15 protein-coding genes and 1 pseudogene are annotated in these 17,026 nt (G+C 71.5%); 6 read left to right on the forward strand and 10 right to left on the reverse strand.

The genetic code is table 11. The features are described from left to right. Positions 1-371 precede the first annotated feature (371 nt). A pseudogene (locus ACZ3TS_RS22750) lies at positions 372-3,059 on the forward strand (ATP-binding protein). A 7-nt stretch (positions 3,060-3,066) separates the two neighbouring features. On the opposite strand, the gene ACZ3TS_RS22755 reads toward ACZ3TS_RS22750, so the two are convergent. From ACZ3TS_RS22755 to ACZ3TS_RS22790, 8 genes are all read right to left on the reverse strand, one after another. Next, on the reverse strand, positions 3,067-3,858 hold the full coding sequence (locus ACZ3TS_RS22755) for an SDR family NAD(P)-dependent oxidoreductase (protein WP_467620653.1): 792 nt from the start codon (positions 3,856-3,858) through the stop codon (positions 3,067-3,069). A gap of 64 nt (positions 3,859-3,922) precedes the next feature. Further along, on the reverse strand, positions 3,923-5,050 hold the full coding sequence (gene pcaDC / locus ACZ3TS_RS22760; protein WP_467620656.1) for a bifunctional 3-oxoadipate enol-lactonase/4-carboxymuconolactone decarboxylase PcaDC: 1,128 nt from the start codon (positions 5,048-5,050) through the stop codon (positions 3,923-3,925). Next, positions 5,047-6,378, reverse strand: a complete 1,332-nt coding sequence (gene pcaB / locus ACZ3TS_RS22765) for a 3-carboxy-cis,cis-muconate cycloisomerase (protein WP_467620659.1) — start codon at positions 6,376-6,378, stop codon at positions 5,047-5,049. The genes pcaDC and pcaB overlap by 4 nt, the downstream gene beginning before the upstream one ends. Next, positions 6,375-6,980: a protocatechuate 3,4-dioxygenase subunit alpha gene (pcaG, locus tag ACZ3TS_RS22770; RefSeq protein WP_467620662.1), complete on the reverse strand. Its 606-nt coding sequence runs from the start codon at positions 6,978-6,980 to the stop codon at positions 6,375-6,377. Before pcaG ends, pcaB begins: the two co-directional genes overlap by 4 nt. Positions 6,981-6,986: 6 nt before the next feature. Beyond that, on the reverse strand, positions 6,987-7,760 hold the full coding sequence (gene pcaH / locus ACZ3TS_RS22775; RefSeq protein ID WP_467620664.1) for a protocatechuate 3,4-dioxygenase subunit beta: 774 nt from the start codon (positions 7,758-7,760) through the stop codon (positions 6,987-6,989). Between the two features lie 8 nt (positions 7,761-7,768). Then, positions 7,769-8,971, reverse strand: a complete 1,203-nt coding sequence (locus tag ACZ3TS_RS22780; RefSeq protein WP_467620667.1) for a thiolase family protein — start codon at positions 8,969-8,971, stop codon at positions 7,769-7,771. Continuing rightward, positions 8,968-9,612, reverse strand: a complete 645-nt coding sequence (locus tag ACZ3TS_RS22785; protein WP_467620670.1) for a CoA transferase subunit B — start codon at positions 9,610-9,612, stop codon at positions 8,968-8,970. Before ACZ3TS_RS22785 ends, ACZ3TS_RS22780 begins: the two co-directional genes overlap by 4 nt. Continuing rightward, positions 9,612-10,394: a CoA transferase subunit A gene (locus ACZ3TS_RS22790; RefSeq protein WP_467620673.1), complete on the reverse strand. Its 783-nt coding sequence runs from the start codon at positions 10,392-10,394 to the stop codon at positions 9,612-9,614. Before ACZ3TS_RS22790 ends, ACZ3TS_RS22785 begins: the two co-directional genes overlap by 1 nt. 211 nt (positions 10,395-10,605) lie before the next feature. On the opposite strand from ACZ3TS_RS22790, the gene ACZ3TS_RS22795 reads away from it, so the two are divergent. From ACZ3TS_RS22795 to ACZ3TS_RS22805, 3 genes are all read left to right on the forward strand, one after another. Further along, positions 10,606-11,073, forward strand: a complete 468-nt coding sequence (locus tag ACZ3TS_RS22795) for a MarR family winged helix-turn-helix transcriptional regulator (protein WP_467620676.1) — start codon at positions 10,606-10,608, stop codon at positions 11,071-11,073. A 93-nt stretch (positions 11,074-11,166) separates the two neighbouring features. Further along, a complete protein-coding gene (locus ACZ3TS_RS22800) occupies positions 11,167-11,925 on the forward strand; it encodes an IclR family transcriptional regulator (RefSeq protein WP_467620679.1) in 759 nt (252 codons plus the stop codon). Between the two features lie 133 nt (positions 11,926-12,058). Beyond that, positions 12,059-12,391: a hypothetical protein gene (locus ACZ3TS_RS22805; protein ID WP_467620682.1), complete on the forward strand. Its 333-nt coding sequence runs from the start codon at positions 12,059-12,061 to the stop codon at positions 12,389-12,391. A 59-nt stretch (positions 12,392-12,450) separates the two neighbouring features. Here the strand turns inward: ACZ3TS_RS22805 and ACZ3TS_RS22810 are convergent, their stop codons facing one another. Both ACZ3TS_RS22810 and ACZ3TS_RS22815 read right to left on the reverse strand, forming a co-directional pair. Further along, positions 12,451-13,443 carry a DUF3048 domain-containing protein gene (locus tag ACZ3TS_RS22810; protein WP_467620684.1) on the reverse strand — a complete coding sequence of 331 codons (993 nt, stop codon included), beginning with the start codon at positions 13,441-13,443 and terminating at the stop codon, positions 12,451-12,453. A 183-nt stretch (positions 13,444-13,626) separates the two neighbouring features. Next, positions 13,627-14,697, reverse strand: a complete 1,071-nt coding sequence (locus tag ACZ3TS_RS22815) for an ATP-dependent DNA ligase (protein WP_467620686.1) — start codon at positions 14,695-14,697, stop codon at positions 13,627-13,629. Positions 14,698-14,772: 75 nt separating this feature from the next. Here ACZ3TS_RS22815 and ligD point away from each other — a divergent pair, with 75 nt between their 5' ends. Both ligD and ACZ3TS_RS22825 read left to right on the forward strand, forming a co-directional pair. Next, positions 14,773-15,816: a non-homologous end-joining DNA ligase gene (gene ligD / locus ACZ3TS_RS22820; protein ID WP_467620689.1), complete on the forward strand. Its 1,044-nt coding sequence runs from the start codon at positions 14,773-14,775 to the stop codon at positions 15,814-15,816. A 203-nt stretch (positions 15,817-16,019) separates the two neighbouring features. After that, positions 16,020-16,961, forward strand: coding sequence for a multicopper oxidase domain-containing protein (locus ACZ3TS_RS22825; RefSeq protein ID WP_467620692.1), 942 nt, complete (start codon positions 16,020-16,022; stop codon positions 16,959-16,961). The last annotated feature ends 65 nt before the right edge of the window (positions 16,962-17,026 follow it).

A 17,026-nucleotide genomic window follows, 5' to 3' on the forward strand; every position in this document is an offset into this window, starting at 1 on the left:
CAGCCGCAGCCCCTCGCGCCCCGGTGCGATCGAGCGGGCAGCGCTCGAACGGCGGGCGCCCGTGCTCGCCAATACCCGGGAGCCTTCGCCCGGTCGGGAAACCCGGCACGACGGCATATGCCTCGTTCGCAGCCGGGGGCGGACCCGGCGTCGTGCCGCCGTGCACGGGATGTCCGAAAGTCGGCTTCATCTCCAACCGGCTTTACTGTCGTTTACTTTCACCGCGGCTGGTCGGCGGCCCGTCGCGTCGCCCAGGGACACCCCGCGTCACCCGTCACGGCAACAGGTGCTCCGACCTCCCTCCACCGGGGCCCGGGGGAGACTAGGCTCAATGCCTGTACGTCGTTTGGGCGACCTGGGGAGGTACCGGGATGACGGAGGCACGGCCCGACGCGGCCGCCTCGGCTTCCCTGTGGGAACGCGACGCGGAACTCGCCGTCGTCACCGAGGCCGTCGACGCCCTGTGCGGCGACGCCGCGCCCACGGAGTCGGGGGGCCTGCTGGTGTTCGGCGGGGAGGCCGGCATCGGCAAGACCGCGCTCCTCGCCGAGACACGCCGCATCGCGGAGCGGCGCGGATGCACGGTCTGGTCGGCACGCGGCGGCGAGACCGTCACGTCCGTCCCCTTCAATGTCGTACGGCAGTTGCTCCAGCCCGCCCTCGTCTCACTGATGCCGGAGGAGGCGCGCGACTACCTGGGCGACTGATACGAGGTCGCCGGCCCCGCGCTCGGCATAACCGAGCCCGGTGAGCGGCAGGCCGACCCGCAGGGCGTGTGCGACGGCCTGGTCGCCGCGGTCTCGCGGCTCGCCAAGCGCGAGTGGCCGCTGGTCCTGCTCATCGACGACGCGCACTGGGCCGACCGGGAGACCCTCCACTGGCTGGCCGCCTTCTGTGAACGGCTCGACGAACTGCGCGTGCTCGTCGTGGTCGCCCGCCGCCCGGGCGAGGTCGCCGGCGAGAGCGCACGCTACCTGGACATGATCGCCGCGGCGGCCCGCCTCCCGGTCAGCACCCTGAGCGCGCTCACCCCCGACGCAGTCGCCGGACTCACCCGGGCCACCCTCGGCGGGCACGCCGACGCCCCGTTCTGCCGCGAGGTGTGGGCCGTGACCGGCGGCAACCCCTACGAGACCGTCGAACTCCTCGCCAAGGTGCAGGACACTCAGCTCGAACCGGTCGAGGCGTCCGCCGCCGAACTGCGCGCCCTGAACCGCTCGGCACGCGGCAACGGACTCGTCGCCCGCCTCGAAGGCCTCGGCATCGAGGCCACCCGGTTCGCCTGGGCAGCAGCCATCCTCGGCACCGGCATCACCGTGGACCTGGTGGCCCGCCTCGCCACCATGCGCCACGAGGAGGCGGTGCGCTGCGCCGAACTCCTCGGCGCGGCCCGCATCCTCACCGAAGTCGACCCGGCGAACCGTCAGGCGGACGGCGGCGAGCTGGAGTTCGTGCACCCGCTGATCGCCACCGCCGTCTACCGCTCGATCCCCGACGGACTGCGCACCGCCATGCACGGCATCGCGGCACAGGTCGTCACCGACTCCGGGCTCGGCGCTGCGGCCGCCTCCCGTCACCTCCTCGAGGTCCACCCGGACGACGACGAGGAACTCGTCGAGCAGATGCGCGAGGCCGCGCGCGAACACCTCGCCGTCGGCGCACCCGAGGCGGCCCGACGCTGTCTGGAACGGGCCCTGCTGGAGCCGCCCCTGCCCGAGGCGCACCCGTACGTGCTCTACGAACTGGGCTGCGCCACGCTGCTGACCTCGCCCGCCACCACCATCGACTACCTCCAGGCTGCGCTCGCGATGCCCGGCCTGGAGGGCGAGGAGCGAGTGAGCGCCGTCTACCGGCTCTCCCAGGCCCTGCTGCACAACGACCAGCTGGGCGAGGCGATCCGTACCGTCGACGAGGAGGCCGCCCGGCTCGAACCCGGCCCCTCGCGCATGCGCCTCCAGGCCGTGCACTACATGTGGGAGGGCGTCCACGCGGCCGAGGAGGACTCCCCGGCCCGCTCCCGCGAGCTGGCCGAACTCGCCCGCACCTGCACCGGACGGGACAACTCCGAGCGCGCGCTGCTCATCCTGCGCGGCTTCGACGCGATGACCCACGGGGAGAACGCCGAGGAGGTCGTGCACGTGTGCGACCGTGTCCTCGTCAACGGCCGCCTCGCCCCCGGACTCGGCTGGACCGACACCGAGTGGGGCATCGAACTGCTGCTGATGCTGGGCAGCGCCTACGCCTACACGGACCGCCTGGACCGGGCGGAGAACCTGTTCACCGAGGGCCTGCGCGCCTACGAGAGCGCAGGCTGGAGCGGCGGCCACCTCGCCCTGGCCCACGCCTACGTCGGACTCGGACACCGCAGGCGGGGCCGCCTCAGGGAGGCGGAGACCTCCCTGCGCGAGTCACTGCGCCTCGCCGAGCGGGTCGGCCGCGGACTGCCCCTGTACTGGTCCGCGACCTGCGGACTCGTCGACACCCTGCTCGCCCGCGGGCATGTCGAGGAAGCGTGGTGCCTCGCCGAGCGGTACGGCTTCGCGCCGCCCTACCCGTCGACGATCGTGCTGCCCGACACGCGTTCCGTACGCGGCCGGCTCCTGATCGCCGTCGGCCGGACCAAGGAGGGCGTCAACGAACTGGAGGCCGCCGAGAAGGCGTGCGCCGGGCGCGGCCACAACACCGTGCTGGCGCCCTGGGCGGGCGACCTCGCCCGCGCTCTGGCCACCGACGATCCGCGCCGCGCCGCCGAACTGGCCGCGACCGCCCGCCGTCGAGCCGAGCTCCTGGGCACCGACACCGCGATCGGCGAGGCCCTGCGCGTCGCGGCCGCCCTGGAGACGGGCCAGCGCGCCGTCACGCTGTACGCCAAGGCTGTGACCTACCTGGAGTCCTCGCCCTGTGCCTACGAGCACGCGGTGGCGCGGGTCGAGTACGGGATCGCCGCGAAGTCGGTCCCTGAGCTGAACCGGGGGCTGACGTTGGCGCGGTCGTGCGGGGCCGACGGGTTGGCGGCCCGGGCGCAGGACGTACTGGACAACGGCCGGGGGCTGCGCTGACGGTCCGCTACAGCGCGAGCAGCTGCTCGGTGACCGCCTCGAGTCGCTTCTGCACCTCCGGGTCGTACGCCCGTTCTAGCGCACGTGACGGACGGGTGCCGTCGAAGAAGCCGCCGTTGCCCATGTCCTGTGTCGCCAGGGCCAGCACCCCGGGCGCGCCGTCCGCGACCGTGTTCCACGGGGTGATACCGCCCTCGCGGACCATGGCGGTGTCCATGTAGGTCGCGGGGTGCAGGACGTTCACCGAGACATCGCTGCCCCGCAGCTCCTCGGCCAGCGCGAACGTGTACGCGGCCAGGGCGAACTTGCTGCGGCAGTACGCCGAGACGCCGCTGTAGCCGCGCGTCAGCTCGGGATCGTCGAAGTCCACGGGCTCCTGGCCCACCGAGCCGACGTTGACGATCCGGGCCGGGGCGCCCGCCCGCAATACCGGCAGCAGGGCGCGGGTGAGCGCGACCGGCGCCAGGTAGTTGACCGCGAGCCGCAGTTCGTGCCCGTCGGCGCTGACCTCGCGGCCGGAGCCGCGCGGACCGCCGCCCACACCCGCGTTGTTGATCAGGACGTCGAGACGGGGGTGTGCGGTGGCCACCTCCTCGCCGAGCCGCCGCACCTGGGCGAGCGAGGCCAGGTCGGCGACGAAACCATGGGCCTCGCTCTCCGTGCGCAGCTCCGCCACGAGCCGTTCGGTACGGCCCGCGTCGCGCCCGTGGGCGAGGACGACGTGACCGGAGCGGACCAGCTCGAAGGCGACGTACCGGCCGAGACCCGAGGTGGCGCCGGTGATCAGAACAGTGGACATGCCTCCACCCTAGGCAAGGGGCAGAGGTATGAGAGGGGTGCTGTTGAAGCTACGACCAGCAGGGTCACCCTCCGGCGGTGTCCTCCTCCGCGAGCACCCGCTGCGCCACCACGAACGCCGAGTTCGCCGCCGGGACACCGCAGTAGACGGCTGTCTGCAGCAGCACCGCGCCGATCTCCTCCGGCGTCAGTCCGTTGCGCCGGGCCGCCCGTACGTGCATCGCCAGCTCGTCGTAGTGGCCGTGTGCGACCAGCGCGGTCAGTGTGACCAGGCTGCGCTCGCGGCGCGAGAGCGTCGGGTCGGTCCAGATCTCGCCCCAGGCGTAGCGCGAGATGAAGTCCTGGAAACGGGCGGTGAAGGGGGTCTGACGCGCCTGCGCCCGGTCCACGTGCGCATCGCCCAGCACCTCGCGGCGCACCTCCATGCCGCGCCCGGGGGTTCCCGAGAAGTGCGCCCGCAGCGCCGCCAGGACGGCCTTCGGGCATTGCGCCGGCGCCAGATGCGAGGCTCCCGGGATCTCCACCAGGGCGGAGCTCGGCACCGCGTCCGCGATCTCCCGCAGATGCGAGGGCGGCGTGGCCGGATCCTCGCGGCCCGCGATCAGCAGCGTCGGCACGGTGATGGACGACAGCCGGTCACGGATGTCGAAGGCGGCGAGCGCGTCGCAGCAGGCGGCGTACGCGGCCGGGTCCGCGTCCCGGTGGTCCTGGACGAGTCGCGGCACGGTGAACCCGGCCGTGAACCAGCGGGCGTCGGCGGTCGCGGCGACCGGTGCCAGCCCTTCCCGGCGGACCAGCGCGGCCCGTTCCTCCCACGGCTTCGCGCCGTTGAAGTGCGCGGACGAGCAGACGACGGCCAGCGACGAGACCCGCTCGGGGTGGTGCACGGCCAGGTGCAGCCCCACCGCGCCGCCGAGCGACACCCCGGCGTACGCGAACCGGTCCACGCCCAGCGAGTCCGCGAGCGCCAGCACCAGCCCGGCGAGGTCGGCGACCGTCGTGCCGGGACCGATGAGATCCGGTGCCGAACCGCCGTGGCCGGGGAGGTCCCAGCGGATCACCCGGTGGTCGGCGGACAACTCGGGCGCGACCTTGTCCCACAGGGCGTACGAGGTGCCCAGCGACGGCCCGAGGAACAGCGGTGGAGCGGTGGGGGCGCCTTCGGTGTGGTGGTGCGGCAGCTTGTCGGTCACGAGCGCTCCAGGGCACGGTCGGTGAGGGTTCCGGCGGAACCTGCATAGCGGGTCGGGTCGGTGAGGCCCTCGACGTCCAGGTCCTTCAACCCCGGCTCCTCGGAGAGGAGTTCTGCGAGGCTGCGGCCCTCGGTACGGGTGCGTCGGGCGACCTCGGTGAGCAGCTCCTTGGCGCGGGCCCGGCCCAGCACAGGAGCCAGCTCCGCCGCCAGCCGCTCGGAGACGATCAACCCGTGGGTGAGGGCGAGGTGTTCGCGCATGGCGTCCGCGTTCACCCGGAGCCCCTCGGTCAGTTCCACGGCGTCCCTTGCGGCACCGCCGACCAGCCGCAGCAGGTCACGCAGCGGCTCCCACTCGGCGTGCCAGGCGCCCGCGGGGCGTTCGTCCTCGGCGGCCAGCGATCCGTACAGTGTGGCGGCGAGCTGCGGCGCCCGTCGTGCGGCCGCCGCGATCAGCGTCGACCGTACGGGGTTCGCCTTGTGCGGCATCGCGGAGGAACCGCCGCCGGCGCCCTCGGTGACTTCGGCGATCTCGGTACGCGACAGCGTCAGTACATCCGTGGCCATCTTGCCCAGAGCTCCGGCCGTGAACGCGAGTCCGCCCGCAAGATCGGCGATCGGGGTGCGCAGAGCGTGCCAGGGCAACTCCGGTGCGACAAGTCCGAGTTCCCGCGCGTAGGCGGCCGCGAGCGCCCGAGGGTCGTCCGCCCCGTACACGGTGAACGCGGCCAACGTGCCCGCCGCGCCGCCCAATTGCACGGGAAGGCCGTTCCGCACAGTCCGCAGCCGGTCCCGGGCGTCCAGCACCAGTGACCGCCAGCCCGCCGCCTTCAGACCGAACGTCGTCGGCACGGCGTGCTGGGTGAGCGTCCGCCCGGGCACGACGGTGTCCCGGTGGTGTGCGGCGAGCCGGGACAGCGCCCGCTGGGTGCGCTCCAGGTCGGCCAGGACCAGGTCCAGGGTGCGCACGGCGACCAGCATGGTCGCCGTGTCCAGGATGTCCTGGCTGGTCGCGCCCCGGTGGACGTACGGCCCGTACTCCGCGCCGACCGCCTTCGTCAGATCGGCGACCAGGGGGATGACCGGGTTCCCGCCGCCGCGGGCACGCTCGGCGAGGGAGCGCACGTCGAAGCGGTCCGTCCGGGCCGCCTCGGTCACCGCGGTCGCCGCCCCCTCCGGGGCCAGTCCCAGCGCGGCCTGGGCCCGGGTCAGCGCCGCCTCCGCGTCGAGCAGCCCGCGCAGATACGCGGTGTCGCTCGTCGCGGACGCGGCGAGAGAGTCGGCCCACCCGGGGGCGAGCAGACCGGCGTCGGACCGGAGGGATGTCACTGGAACTCCAGGAAGACCGTCTCGCCTTCGCCCTGAAGGCGGATGTCGAAACGGTACGTGCCGTTGCCCTCGGCCACGGCGATCAGCGTGTCGCGGCGCTCCTCGTCCAGCTGCCCGAGCAGCGGGTCCGCGGCGAGCGCCGCCTCGTCGCCCGGCAGGTAGATCCGGGTGAACAGATGCATGAGCAGGCCCCGTGCGAAGACGCACACGCTGATGTACGGGGCGCTGCGGCCGCGCGCTCCGGGCCGGAGCGTACGGGCGTACCAGTGGCCGTTCGCGTCCGTCTGGACGCGGCCCCAGCCGGTGAACTCCACACCGTTGCGGCCCAGGTAGCCGCCGGTCGCCGGGTCGCGCCGGATCGAGCCGTCGGTGGTGGGAACCTTGCCGTCCGGGTCGGGCCCCCACAGTTCCACGAACGCGTCCGGCAGCGGGTCGCCCTCGCCGTCGTGGACGTACCCCTGGACGGTGATCGTGTCCGGGTGGCCGACGGGCGCGATGTCACCGCCGCCGGGGAACGGCAGCGCATACCCGTAGAAGGGCCCGACCGTGTGCGAGGGGGTGGGCAGCACGCTCTCCGGCCTGCTCGTGTCGATCTTCGTCATGGCAGGTCAGCGTCCTTCTTCGATCCAGGTGGCGTTGGGGCCGTCGAGCACGATGTCCCAGTGGTAGCCCAGTGAGAACTCCGGCACCGACAGGCTGTGGTCGTACGTCGCGATCAGCCGCTGCCGGGCGGCGTCGTCCGTCACGGACTGCAGGATCGGGTCGTACGGGAAGAGCGGGTCGTTCGGGAAGTACATCTGCGTCACGAGCCGCTGGGTGAACGCCGTGCCGAAGACGGAGAAGTGGATGTGGGCCGGGCGCCAGGCGTTGACGTGGTTGCGCCAGGGGTAGGGGCCGGGCTGGATGGTGGTGAAGCGGTAGAAGCCGGCGTCGTCGGTGCGCGTGCGGCCGACGCCGGTGAAGTTCGGGTCGAGCGGGGCGTCGTGCTGCTCGCGCTGGTGTGCGTACCGGCCGGCCGAGTTCGCCTGCCAGATCTCGACGAGCTGGCCGTGTACCGGGCGTCCGTCGCGGTCGAGCAGGCGCCCGGAGACGGTGATCCGTTCGCCGATCGGCTCGCCCCGGTGGTGCCTGGTGAGGTCGTTGTCGATCTCGGTGATGTCGCGCTCACCGAAGGCCGGGGAGGACAGCTCCACCAGTTCCGGGTCCTTGGTCACGTCGATCGTGGTCGGCGGCTGCTTGGGGTGGCGCAGCACGGAGGAACGGTACGGTGCGTAGTCCCGGCGCGGATGGTGCTCCACGGGTGCGCCGTCGGCGACGCGCTTCTCGTAGGCGGCGTGTTCGGCCGCGATCTCCTGGTCGATGTCCTGCTGAGTGAGAGCCATGGGGATTCCTAGCGTTCGAGGACGAGGGCGAGGCCCTGGCCCACGCCGATGCACAGGGTGGCGATGCCGGTTCCGGAGCCGCGGCGGGCGAGCTGGTGGGCGACGGTGCCGGCGAGCCGGGCCCCGGAGGCACCCAGGGGGTGCCCGAGGGCGATGGCACCGCCCTGCGGGTTGAGGATCGCCGGGTCGAACTCGGGCCATTGGGCCACACACCCCAGGACTTGGGCGGCGAAGGCCTCGTTGAGTTCGAGGACGGACAGGTCGTCGAATCCCTTGCCCGCCTTGGCCAGTGCCCGATTGACCGCCTCCACGGGGGCCAGGCCGAAGTAGTGCGGGTCGATCGCGGACACCCCGGTGGCCAGGACGCGGGCGAGGGGTTCGCGGCCGGTGGCCCTCAGCCCCTCCTCGTCGGTCAGCAGCAGGGCGGCGGCACCGTCGTTCAAGGGCGACGCGTTGCCCGCGGTGACCGTCCCGGTCCCGGGGCGGAAGGACGGCTTGAGTCTGGCCATCGCCGGAAGGGACGCGTCCGGCCGTACGCATTCGTCGGCGCCGAAGACGACGGGGTCGCCCTTGCGCTGCGGGACGGTCACCGGCGCGAGTTCGACGTCGAACAGGCCCTCTGCCTGCGCCCTGGCGGCCTTCCGGTGGCTGCGCAGGGCGAACTCGTCCTGCTGCTCACGGCTGATCTTGTGCTTGTCCGCGATGAGTTCGGCGGACTCGCCCAGCGGGACGGTCCACTGCGGGTTCATCCTGGCGTTGACCATGCGCCAGCCCAGGGTCGTCGAGTAGAGCTCGGCGTGTCCGGCCGGGAACGGCCTGTCGCTCTTGGGCAGGACGTAGGGGGCACGGGTCATCGACTCCACACCGCCCGCGAGCACGACGGAGGCGTCGCCCATTGCGATGGCGCGGGCGGCCTGGACGACCGCCTCCAGGCCGGAGGCGCACAGCCGGTTGACACTCACTCCGGGCACGGAGGTGGGCAGACCGGCCAGCAGTGCGGCCATGCGGGCGACGTTGCGGTTCTCCTCACCGGCGCCGTTCGCGTTGCCGAAGTACACGTCCTGGATGCGCGACGGGTCCAAGTCCGGCGTGCGGGACAGGAGTTCACGAATCGAGTGTGCGGCCAGGTCGTCGGGGCGGACCGAGGCCAGGCCGCCGTTGTACCGGCCGATCGGCGTGCGGACCGCGTCGACGATGTAGACGTTGTTCACTTCAGGCCCTCCGCGACGGTCAGCTTGGCGTCGGTCTTGGCGGTGATCTCATCGACGGTCACGCCGGGGGCGGTCTCGATGAGCACCAGGCCGTCCTCGGTGACGTCCAGGACACCGAGGTCGGTGATGATCCGGTTCACGCAGCCCTTGCCGGTCAGCGGCAGCGCGCACTCCGTGAGGATCTTCGGGGAGCCTTCCTTGGCGGTGTGGGTCATCACGACGATGACGGTCCTGGCGCCGTGGACCAGGTCCATCGCCCCGCCGATCCCGGTGATCATCTTGCCGGGGATGGCCCAGTTGGCCAGGTCGCCCCTCTCCGAGACCTGCATGGCACCGAGAACGGCCACGTCGATGTGCCCGCCGCGGATCATCGAGAACGACAACGCCGAGTCGAAGAATGAGGCTCCCGGCAGGACCGTGACGGTCTCCTTCCCCGCGTTGATCAGATCCGCGTCGACCTGCTCCTCGGTGGGATACGGGCCGGTGCCCAGGATGCCGTTCTCGGATTCGAGGACCACTTCGACATCGGCGGGCAGGTAATTGGGGATCAGCGTCGGCAGTCCGATGCCGAGGTTGACGTACTGGCCGTCCCGCAGCTCGAGCGCCGCCCGAGCCGCCATCTCCTCGCGTGTCCAGGCCATCAGCCGCTCACCGTCGCCCGTGCCGTCGGCACGGAGACCGTGCGCTGCTCGATCTTCTTGTCCGCCGCCTGCTCCGCCGTCAGCGCCAGCACCCGCTGCACGAAGATCCCCGGCAGGTGCACCGCGTCCGGATCGATCTCACCAGGCTCCACCAGCTCCTCCACCTCGGCGATCGTCACCCGTCCCGCCATCGCCGCCAGCGGGTTGAAGTTGCGGGAGGACTTGTTGAAGACGAGGTTGCCGTGCCGGTCGCCCTTCGCGGCCCGTACCAGGGCGAAGTCGGTGCGGATACCGCGCTCCAGCACGTACTCCACACCGTCGAACTCACGGACCTCCTTGGGCGGTGAGGCCAGCGCGACACCGCCGGAGCCGTCGTAGCGCCACGGCAGCCCGCCCTCGGCGACCTGCGTGCCCACGCCCGCCGGGGTGTAGAAGGCCGGGATTCCCGCCCCGCCGGCCCGCAGCCGCTCCGCCAGCGTGCCCTGCGGGATCATCTCCACTTCCAGCTCCCCGGACAGATACTGCCGCGCGAACTCCTTGTTCGCGCCGATGTAGGAACCGGTCACCCGCCCGATCCGGCCCGCCGCCAGCAGCACCGCGAGACCCGACTCCATCGCCCCGCAGTTGTTCGAGACGACCGACAGCCCCGACACCCCACGCTCGAACAGCGCCTGGATCAGCACGTTCGGCACACCACTCAACCCGAACCCGCCCACCGCCAACGACGCACCTTCCGGCACATCGGCCACCGCCTCCAGGGCCGTGGCGACCACCTTGTCCATCCGTGAAGCCCCATCTCTTCCTAGCGTCCCGACCATAAATTAATCAGGGCACTGAGTATTTCAGCGAGGTTGCCCTCACGCTGCCACTGTCGGCACGGAGGCGTCAAGGCCTCGAATTATGGTCCCGTTTGTGAGGTGTGCCGCTGCCGGACGGTGCTGTCCTGGACGAGTATCGTTCAGTACACCAACGAAAACGACCACGGGAGCACACATGGCCGCGGTGGACCTCTCCACCCACCCGGGGCACCTGGCCCGGCGGTTGCAGCAGGCGCACTACCTGCTGTGGAACACGATCGTCTCGGAGGAGATCACCTCACCGCAGTTCGCGGTCCTCAACGCGCTCGTCGCCGAGCCCGGGCTCGACCAGCGCACTGTGGGGGAGCGGGTGGGTCTCGACCGGTCCACCATCGCCGAGGTGATCAGCCGGCTCGGCCGCAGGGGCCTCCTCGACAAGGTCCGCGACCCACAGGACGGCCGCCGCTTCCTGCTGCGCCTCACGGAGGAGGGCATGCGCACGCACCGCAAGCTGACGGTGCGCACCACCCGGATGAACCAGGTCTTCCTGGCTCCGCTCTCCGCCGAGGAGCAGACCCTCTTCTTCGATCTCATCCAGCGTGTCTCGGAGGCCGCCGAGGGACTGCGCAACCCGGCGGCACCCCTCACGGCCACCAGGGCCTGAAGAGGTCCGCCCAGCGGACCTGTGCGCAGTACCGTGCAGGTGCAGGGGGGCGTCACCGGGCCGTGGTGCGGTCCTGGGTCGAGAGGATCAGTGATGGCAGCCGAGGCCGAACCAGCAGGGATGCGAACCGTGCAGCGGGCGATCGACATCCTGGGACTCTTCGACGAGAGCCGCCCCGCGCTGTCCATCCGCGAGATCGTCTCCGCGTCGGCTCTGCCCAAGACCACCGTGCTGCGTCTGCTGGGTACCCTCCGGCTCAACGGTCTGCTCTGGGTCGACGAACACGGCCGCTACATCGCGGGCCCCGCCCTGCTGCGCTGGTCCCGACTCGCCGAGCAGGCCTGGCGGCTGCCGCCCGCGGCAGGAGTGATACTGCGGGACCTGGCCGCCGAACACAGGGAGACGGTGCACCTGTACGTGCGCCGCGACATCCGCCGCGTCTGCATCGCCCAGGAGGAGGGGCCGCAGTCATTGCGGCAGGTCGTTCGGGTCGGGGACGAACTTCCGCTGTGGGCGGGCGGCGTCTCCAAGGCGCTGCTGCTGGACGCTCCCGAGTCCCTGCTGCGTCGCGTCGCGGCGACCTCGCCGTACGGGGCCGCGCATCTGGAGACGCTGCACGGGTGGATCGAGGAGGCGCGGGCCCTCGGGTACGCAACGAGCCACGCCGAGCGCGAGGAGGGGCTGTCGGCGGTGGCCGTGCCGGTGCGGGGACGGGGCGGAGCAGTGGCCGCGGCCCTGTCCTTCGGCGGGCCCAGCACCCGCTTCACCGACGAGCGCGTACGCCGCTTCGTCGACGGACTGACTGCGGCGGCGCGTGAGCTGGCCCGGGTGGGGTTGCCGTTCGAAGGGTGAGCGGGACCTGGTCGGACGGTGGCCCCTGTGGTCCGTTCAGCGGACCGGGCGCGCCATTGTCCGGATCGGCGACTTAGACTGGCGGCCTCGGCAGCGCGCCGTATGCCTACCCCTGAAGGAAGGCGGCACCACCGTGGACCGCACCGTCGTCACCCGTTCCCCGCACACCTCCGCCGACTGGTGGGTCACCGCCGACCAGGCCCGGCACGCGGCGCAGGGCGGACTCGCGGGTGCCGCGACGGCACCGGATCTGCTGCGCACGCTCGCCGAGCTCGACCGGGCCCGCCGCGAGACGGTGGTCGCCGTCGGTGCCGCCGTCGAGGCGCTGCTCGAAGGAGGCGTCGCCTGGGAGGCGATCGCGGCGGCCCTGGGGTTCGACTCCGCAGAGGAGGCCCGCCAGGCGCTCGCCGCCGCCCGCGAGGACGCGGGCGTGGCGATCGAGCGCCGACTGGGCCGCCGGGCGTAGGTCCCCCCGCTCGGCCGGCCGTCCCGCGATCGCCGAGGCTCTGTCGTCCCGGGGCTCGTTCACGCCTTCGCCAGCACGACCCAGACCTGCCCCCGCGCGAAGTTCACCGGCTTGCCGTCCGTCGTCGTGAACTGTGTGCCGTCCGCGGCGGACGCGCGCCGCCACTTCACGTCGAACACCCGGCCGTCCCGCAGTACTTGGGCCTTGCCCGAGCCCACGGTCTGCGAGTACGGCGAGTTGTTGCCGAGGACGTCGTGGAACCGGGACGTGCGCACCTGTACGTACTGCACCACCACCGTCGCCGCAGCCACCCGCGCGCCGTTCGTCGTCACCGTCGGCGTTCCGTCCATCGCCACCAGCCACCGGTGCCGCTGCGCGGACCAGGTGAAGGTGAAGCGTGCGGCGGGGAAGCGGACCGTGCGGCCGGTCACCGGAGTTCCGCCGCGCGGTGCGGCGCCGAAGCGGAACCCGGTCGTCAGCGCGGCGGCGCCCGGGGCGGACTTCATCAGCCGCTGCGGCCGCAGATAGAGGTTGTGCGGCGCCACCTTGCCGCCGCCCCGGAAGTAGGCGGCGGAGTTCTTCTCGGGCGGCTCCGGGGTCAGCGGCGCCTTGTCGATCAGGGGGAGGAGTTTGTGCTGCGCCCCGGAGAACGCGAGCGTCGGATCGTGGAACTGGCGCAGCAGCTCCAGATCCGACTCGCGTGCGCTGCGCACCGGACCGACGACCGCGGGCAGCTTGGTCGCGAACACCGCCATCAGCCTGCTGAGGCCGCCCTCGACCTGCTCCGCGTAGACGAGGTCGGCCTGGTCCAGTCCCGTCTGGGGCCGGGCTGCGGGCACGTTGTCGATCTTCACTGCGAGCACCGGTGCTGTGGGCGCGGCGGGAGTCGTGCCCACGCTCTCCCGGTGCTGCCCCTGCGGGGGCTTGTCCGGGGTGTCGTCGGCCTTGCCGCCTCCCGCATCGCAGCCCGCCACCAGGGAGCCCGTCGTCGTGACGGTCAGCAGCAGCGCCGCCGCCGTCACGCTGCGCCGTATCCGCGCAATCTGTCGCATGCCCACCGCTTCCACCGAGGCCGTGTCATCGATTGTGCGGTTATATGTCCAATGGAGGCCATACCCGGTCTGCCCTGATCGCGCGCGACGCATGGCCGAACGGCTCAGCGGACGGGACGGCGCGCGCGCCGAAGCCCCCGGCGGAGCCGATCGCGCTGGTCGGGCTGCCGATTGGTGGGGGTGTCAGCGCGGGGGGCCGAGGATCTCCTCCAGGTCGTAGCGCACCGGTTCCTCCAACTGCGTGTACGTACAGCTCTCGGGGGTCCGGTCCGGGCGCCAGCGGCGAAAGCGCGCCGTGTGCCGGAAGCGCACGCCGTTCTCCATGTGGTCGTACGCCACCTCCGCCACCCGTTCGGGCCGCAGCGGAACCCAGGACAGGTCCTTCTTGCCCGACCAGCGGCTGGGTGCGCCCGGCAGACGTGCCGTCGCGTGCGCCACCTCGTCGGACCAGGCGGCCCACGGATGCCCCGTGACATCCTCCATCCGCAGCGGCTCCAGCTCCTGCACCAGTTCCACGCGCCGCTTCATGGGGAACGCGGCGGACACGCCCACATGCTGGAGGACGCCCTGGTCGTCGTGCAGCCCGAGCAGCAGGGAACCCACGACCGGGCCGCTCTTGTGGAAGCGGTAGCCCGCGACCACGACGTCGGCCGTGCGCTCGTGCTTGACCTTGAACATCACGCGTTCGTCCGGCCGATAAGGCAGGGAAAGCGGCTTGGCGATCACACCGTCGAGGCCGGCCCCCTCGTATTGCTGGAACCACTGCTCCGCCACCGAGCGGTCCGTCGTCGCCGGGGCGAGGTGCACGGGCGGCGTCACCCCGGACAACGCCCTCTCCAGCAGGGCGCGCCGGTCACTCAGCGGGACGTCGAGCAGCGACGAGTCGTCCAGGGCCAGCAGGTCGAACGCCACGAAGGAGGCCGGGGTCTTCTGCGCGAGCATCCGCACCCGCGAGTCCGCCGGATGGATCCGCTCCGTCAGCGCGTCGAAGTCGAGATGCCCCTCCCGTGCGATCACGATCTCGCCGTCCACCACGCACCGCTCGGGCAGCCGCTCCCGCAGCGCCTCGATCAGCTCGGGAAAGTACCTGGTCAGAGGCTTTCCGGTGCGGCTGCCCAGCTCGACCTCGGCGCCGTCGCGGAAGACGATCGCCCGGAACCCGTCCCACTTCGCCTCGTACTGCATGTCCGAGGGGATCGTCGCCACGGACTTGGCGAGCATCGGTTTCACGGGTGGCATCACCGGCAGATCCATGCCTTCGATTCTCCGTCCATGCGATGTGGTTCGCCCGGTGTGCGGGGCCCGGCCCCTGCGCCTACCGTGGCTCGCATGGGTGACGCGGTGGAACTGGAGGCGGGAGGCAGGACGGTGCGGCTGTCCAGCCCGGGCAAGGTCTTCTTCCCGGAGCGCGGCTTCACCAAGCTCGATCTCGCGCGGTACTACATTGCCGTCGGCCCCGGCATTCTGCGCGCTCTGCGCAACCGTCCCACCACCCTGGAGCGCTACCCCGACGGCGTGACGGGCGAGTCCTTCTTCCAGAAGCGGGCGCCCAAGAACATGCCCGACTGGATCCCCACCGCCCACATCACCTTCCCCAGCGGCCGCAGCGCCGACGAGATGTGTCCCACCGAGGCAGCCGCCGCCGTCTGGGCCGCGCAGTACGGGACGCTCACCTTCCACCCCTGGCCGGTGCGCCGCGACGACGTGGACCACCCCGACGAACTCCGCATCGACCTCGACCCGCAGCCCGGCACCGACTACGCCGACGCGGTGCGCGCCGCCCACGAACTGCGGGCCGTCCTCGACGAGTTCGGGGGACTGCGGGGCTGGCCCAAGACCTCGGGCGGCCGGGGACTGCACATCTTCGTACCCATCCGGCCGCGCTGGACCTTCACCCAGGTGCGCCGCGCCGCGATCGCGGTCGGGCGCGAGCTGGCGCGCCGTATGCCCGAGCACGTGACCATCGCCTGGTGGAAGGAGGAGCGGGGAGAGAAGATCTTCGTCGACTACAACCAGACCGCCCGCGATCGCACCGTCGCCTCCGCCTACTCCGTACGCCCCAAGCCGCACGCCCCGGTGTCCGCGCCGCTGCGCTGGGAGGAGGTCGGTGACGCCGTGCCCCTGGACTTCGATCTGGCGACCATGCCCCGCCGGTTCGCCGAACTGGGCGACGTTCATGCGGACATGGACGACCACGCCTTCTCCCTCGAGCCGCTCCTCGAACTCGCCCGCCGCGACGAACACGACCACGGCCTCGGCGACCTGCCCTATCCACCCGAGTATCCGAAGATGCCGGGGGAGCCCAAGCGGGTGCAACCGAGCCGGGCCCGGCGAGAGGGGCCGGGGAACCCCGAGGCACCACCGGAGGGCTGACCTCCCAGCCGGGCGGGAACGCCCGCCCGCCACGCCGCTGACCAACCATCACCGGGACCGTGGAGCCATTCGGCACAAGATATGACCGAAATACCACGGTATTTGCCTTTCGTGCTTATAAGATCACGGCGTGCCGCCGCTGTCCCCTTCGTCGGTCCCGGCGGCTCGTCTTCGTGAATGCCGCACAGGATAGGGAACCCGGTATGGACAGACGCAGCTTCAACCGGCGGATGGTGCTGGGTGGCGCGGCCGCGGCGACAGCGTTCTCCGTGGGCCCGGAGGCCGTCGGCTCCGGCAAGCAGATGAGAACCGCGCCCGCCGGCGGCGCGGTCAGGCGCATCAAGCTGTATGCCGAGAAGCTTCGCGACGGACGGATGGGCTACGGCTTCGCGAGGGGACGGGCGACCGTCCCCGGGCCGCTGATCGTGATCAACGAGGGCGACACACTGCACATCGACTTCGAGAACACGATGGACGTCGGGGCGAGCCTGCACGTGCACGGACTCGACTACACGATCCATGACGACGGCACGAGGACCAGCAGAAGCAATGTGAAGCCGGGTGGCAAGCGCACGTACACCTGGCGCACACACACTCCCGGCCGCCGCGCGGACGGCACCTGGCGGGAGGGCAGCGCGGGCTACTGGCACTACCACGACCACGTCGTCGGCACGGAACACGGCACGGGCGGCATCCACAAGGGCCTGTACGGGCCGCTCATCGTACGCCGCGAGGGTGATGTCCTCCCCGACAGGACCTACACGGTCGTCTTCAACGGGACGATGATCAATCAGATGGAACACGCCGGACCCGACCTGGTGGCGACGCTCGGGGACCGCATCGAGTTCGTGATGATCACGCACGGCGACCTGTACCACACGTTCCATCTGCACGGTCACCGTTGGGCGCACAACCGCACGGGACTGCTCACCGGACCCGACGACCCGAGCCAGATCATCGACAACAGGATCGTGGGTCCGGGAGACTCCTTCGGCTTCCAGGTGATCGCGGGCGAGGGAGTCGGGGCGGGCGCCTGGATGTACCACTGCCACGTACAACGGCACGCCGACCACGGGATGGCCGGGCTGTTCATCGTGAAGAAAGCGGACGGGACGGTCCCCAAGTACGAGCCGCACAAGCACTGAGGCGAGAGCGGCTTCTTCGTCGGCCCAACCGGCTTTCCGGGGTCAGGAGCGCTCTCAGTGCCGTT

It is taken from the genome of Streptomyces sp. NPDC022910 (genome assembly GCF_055561075.1).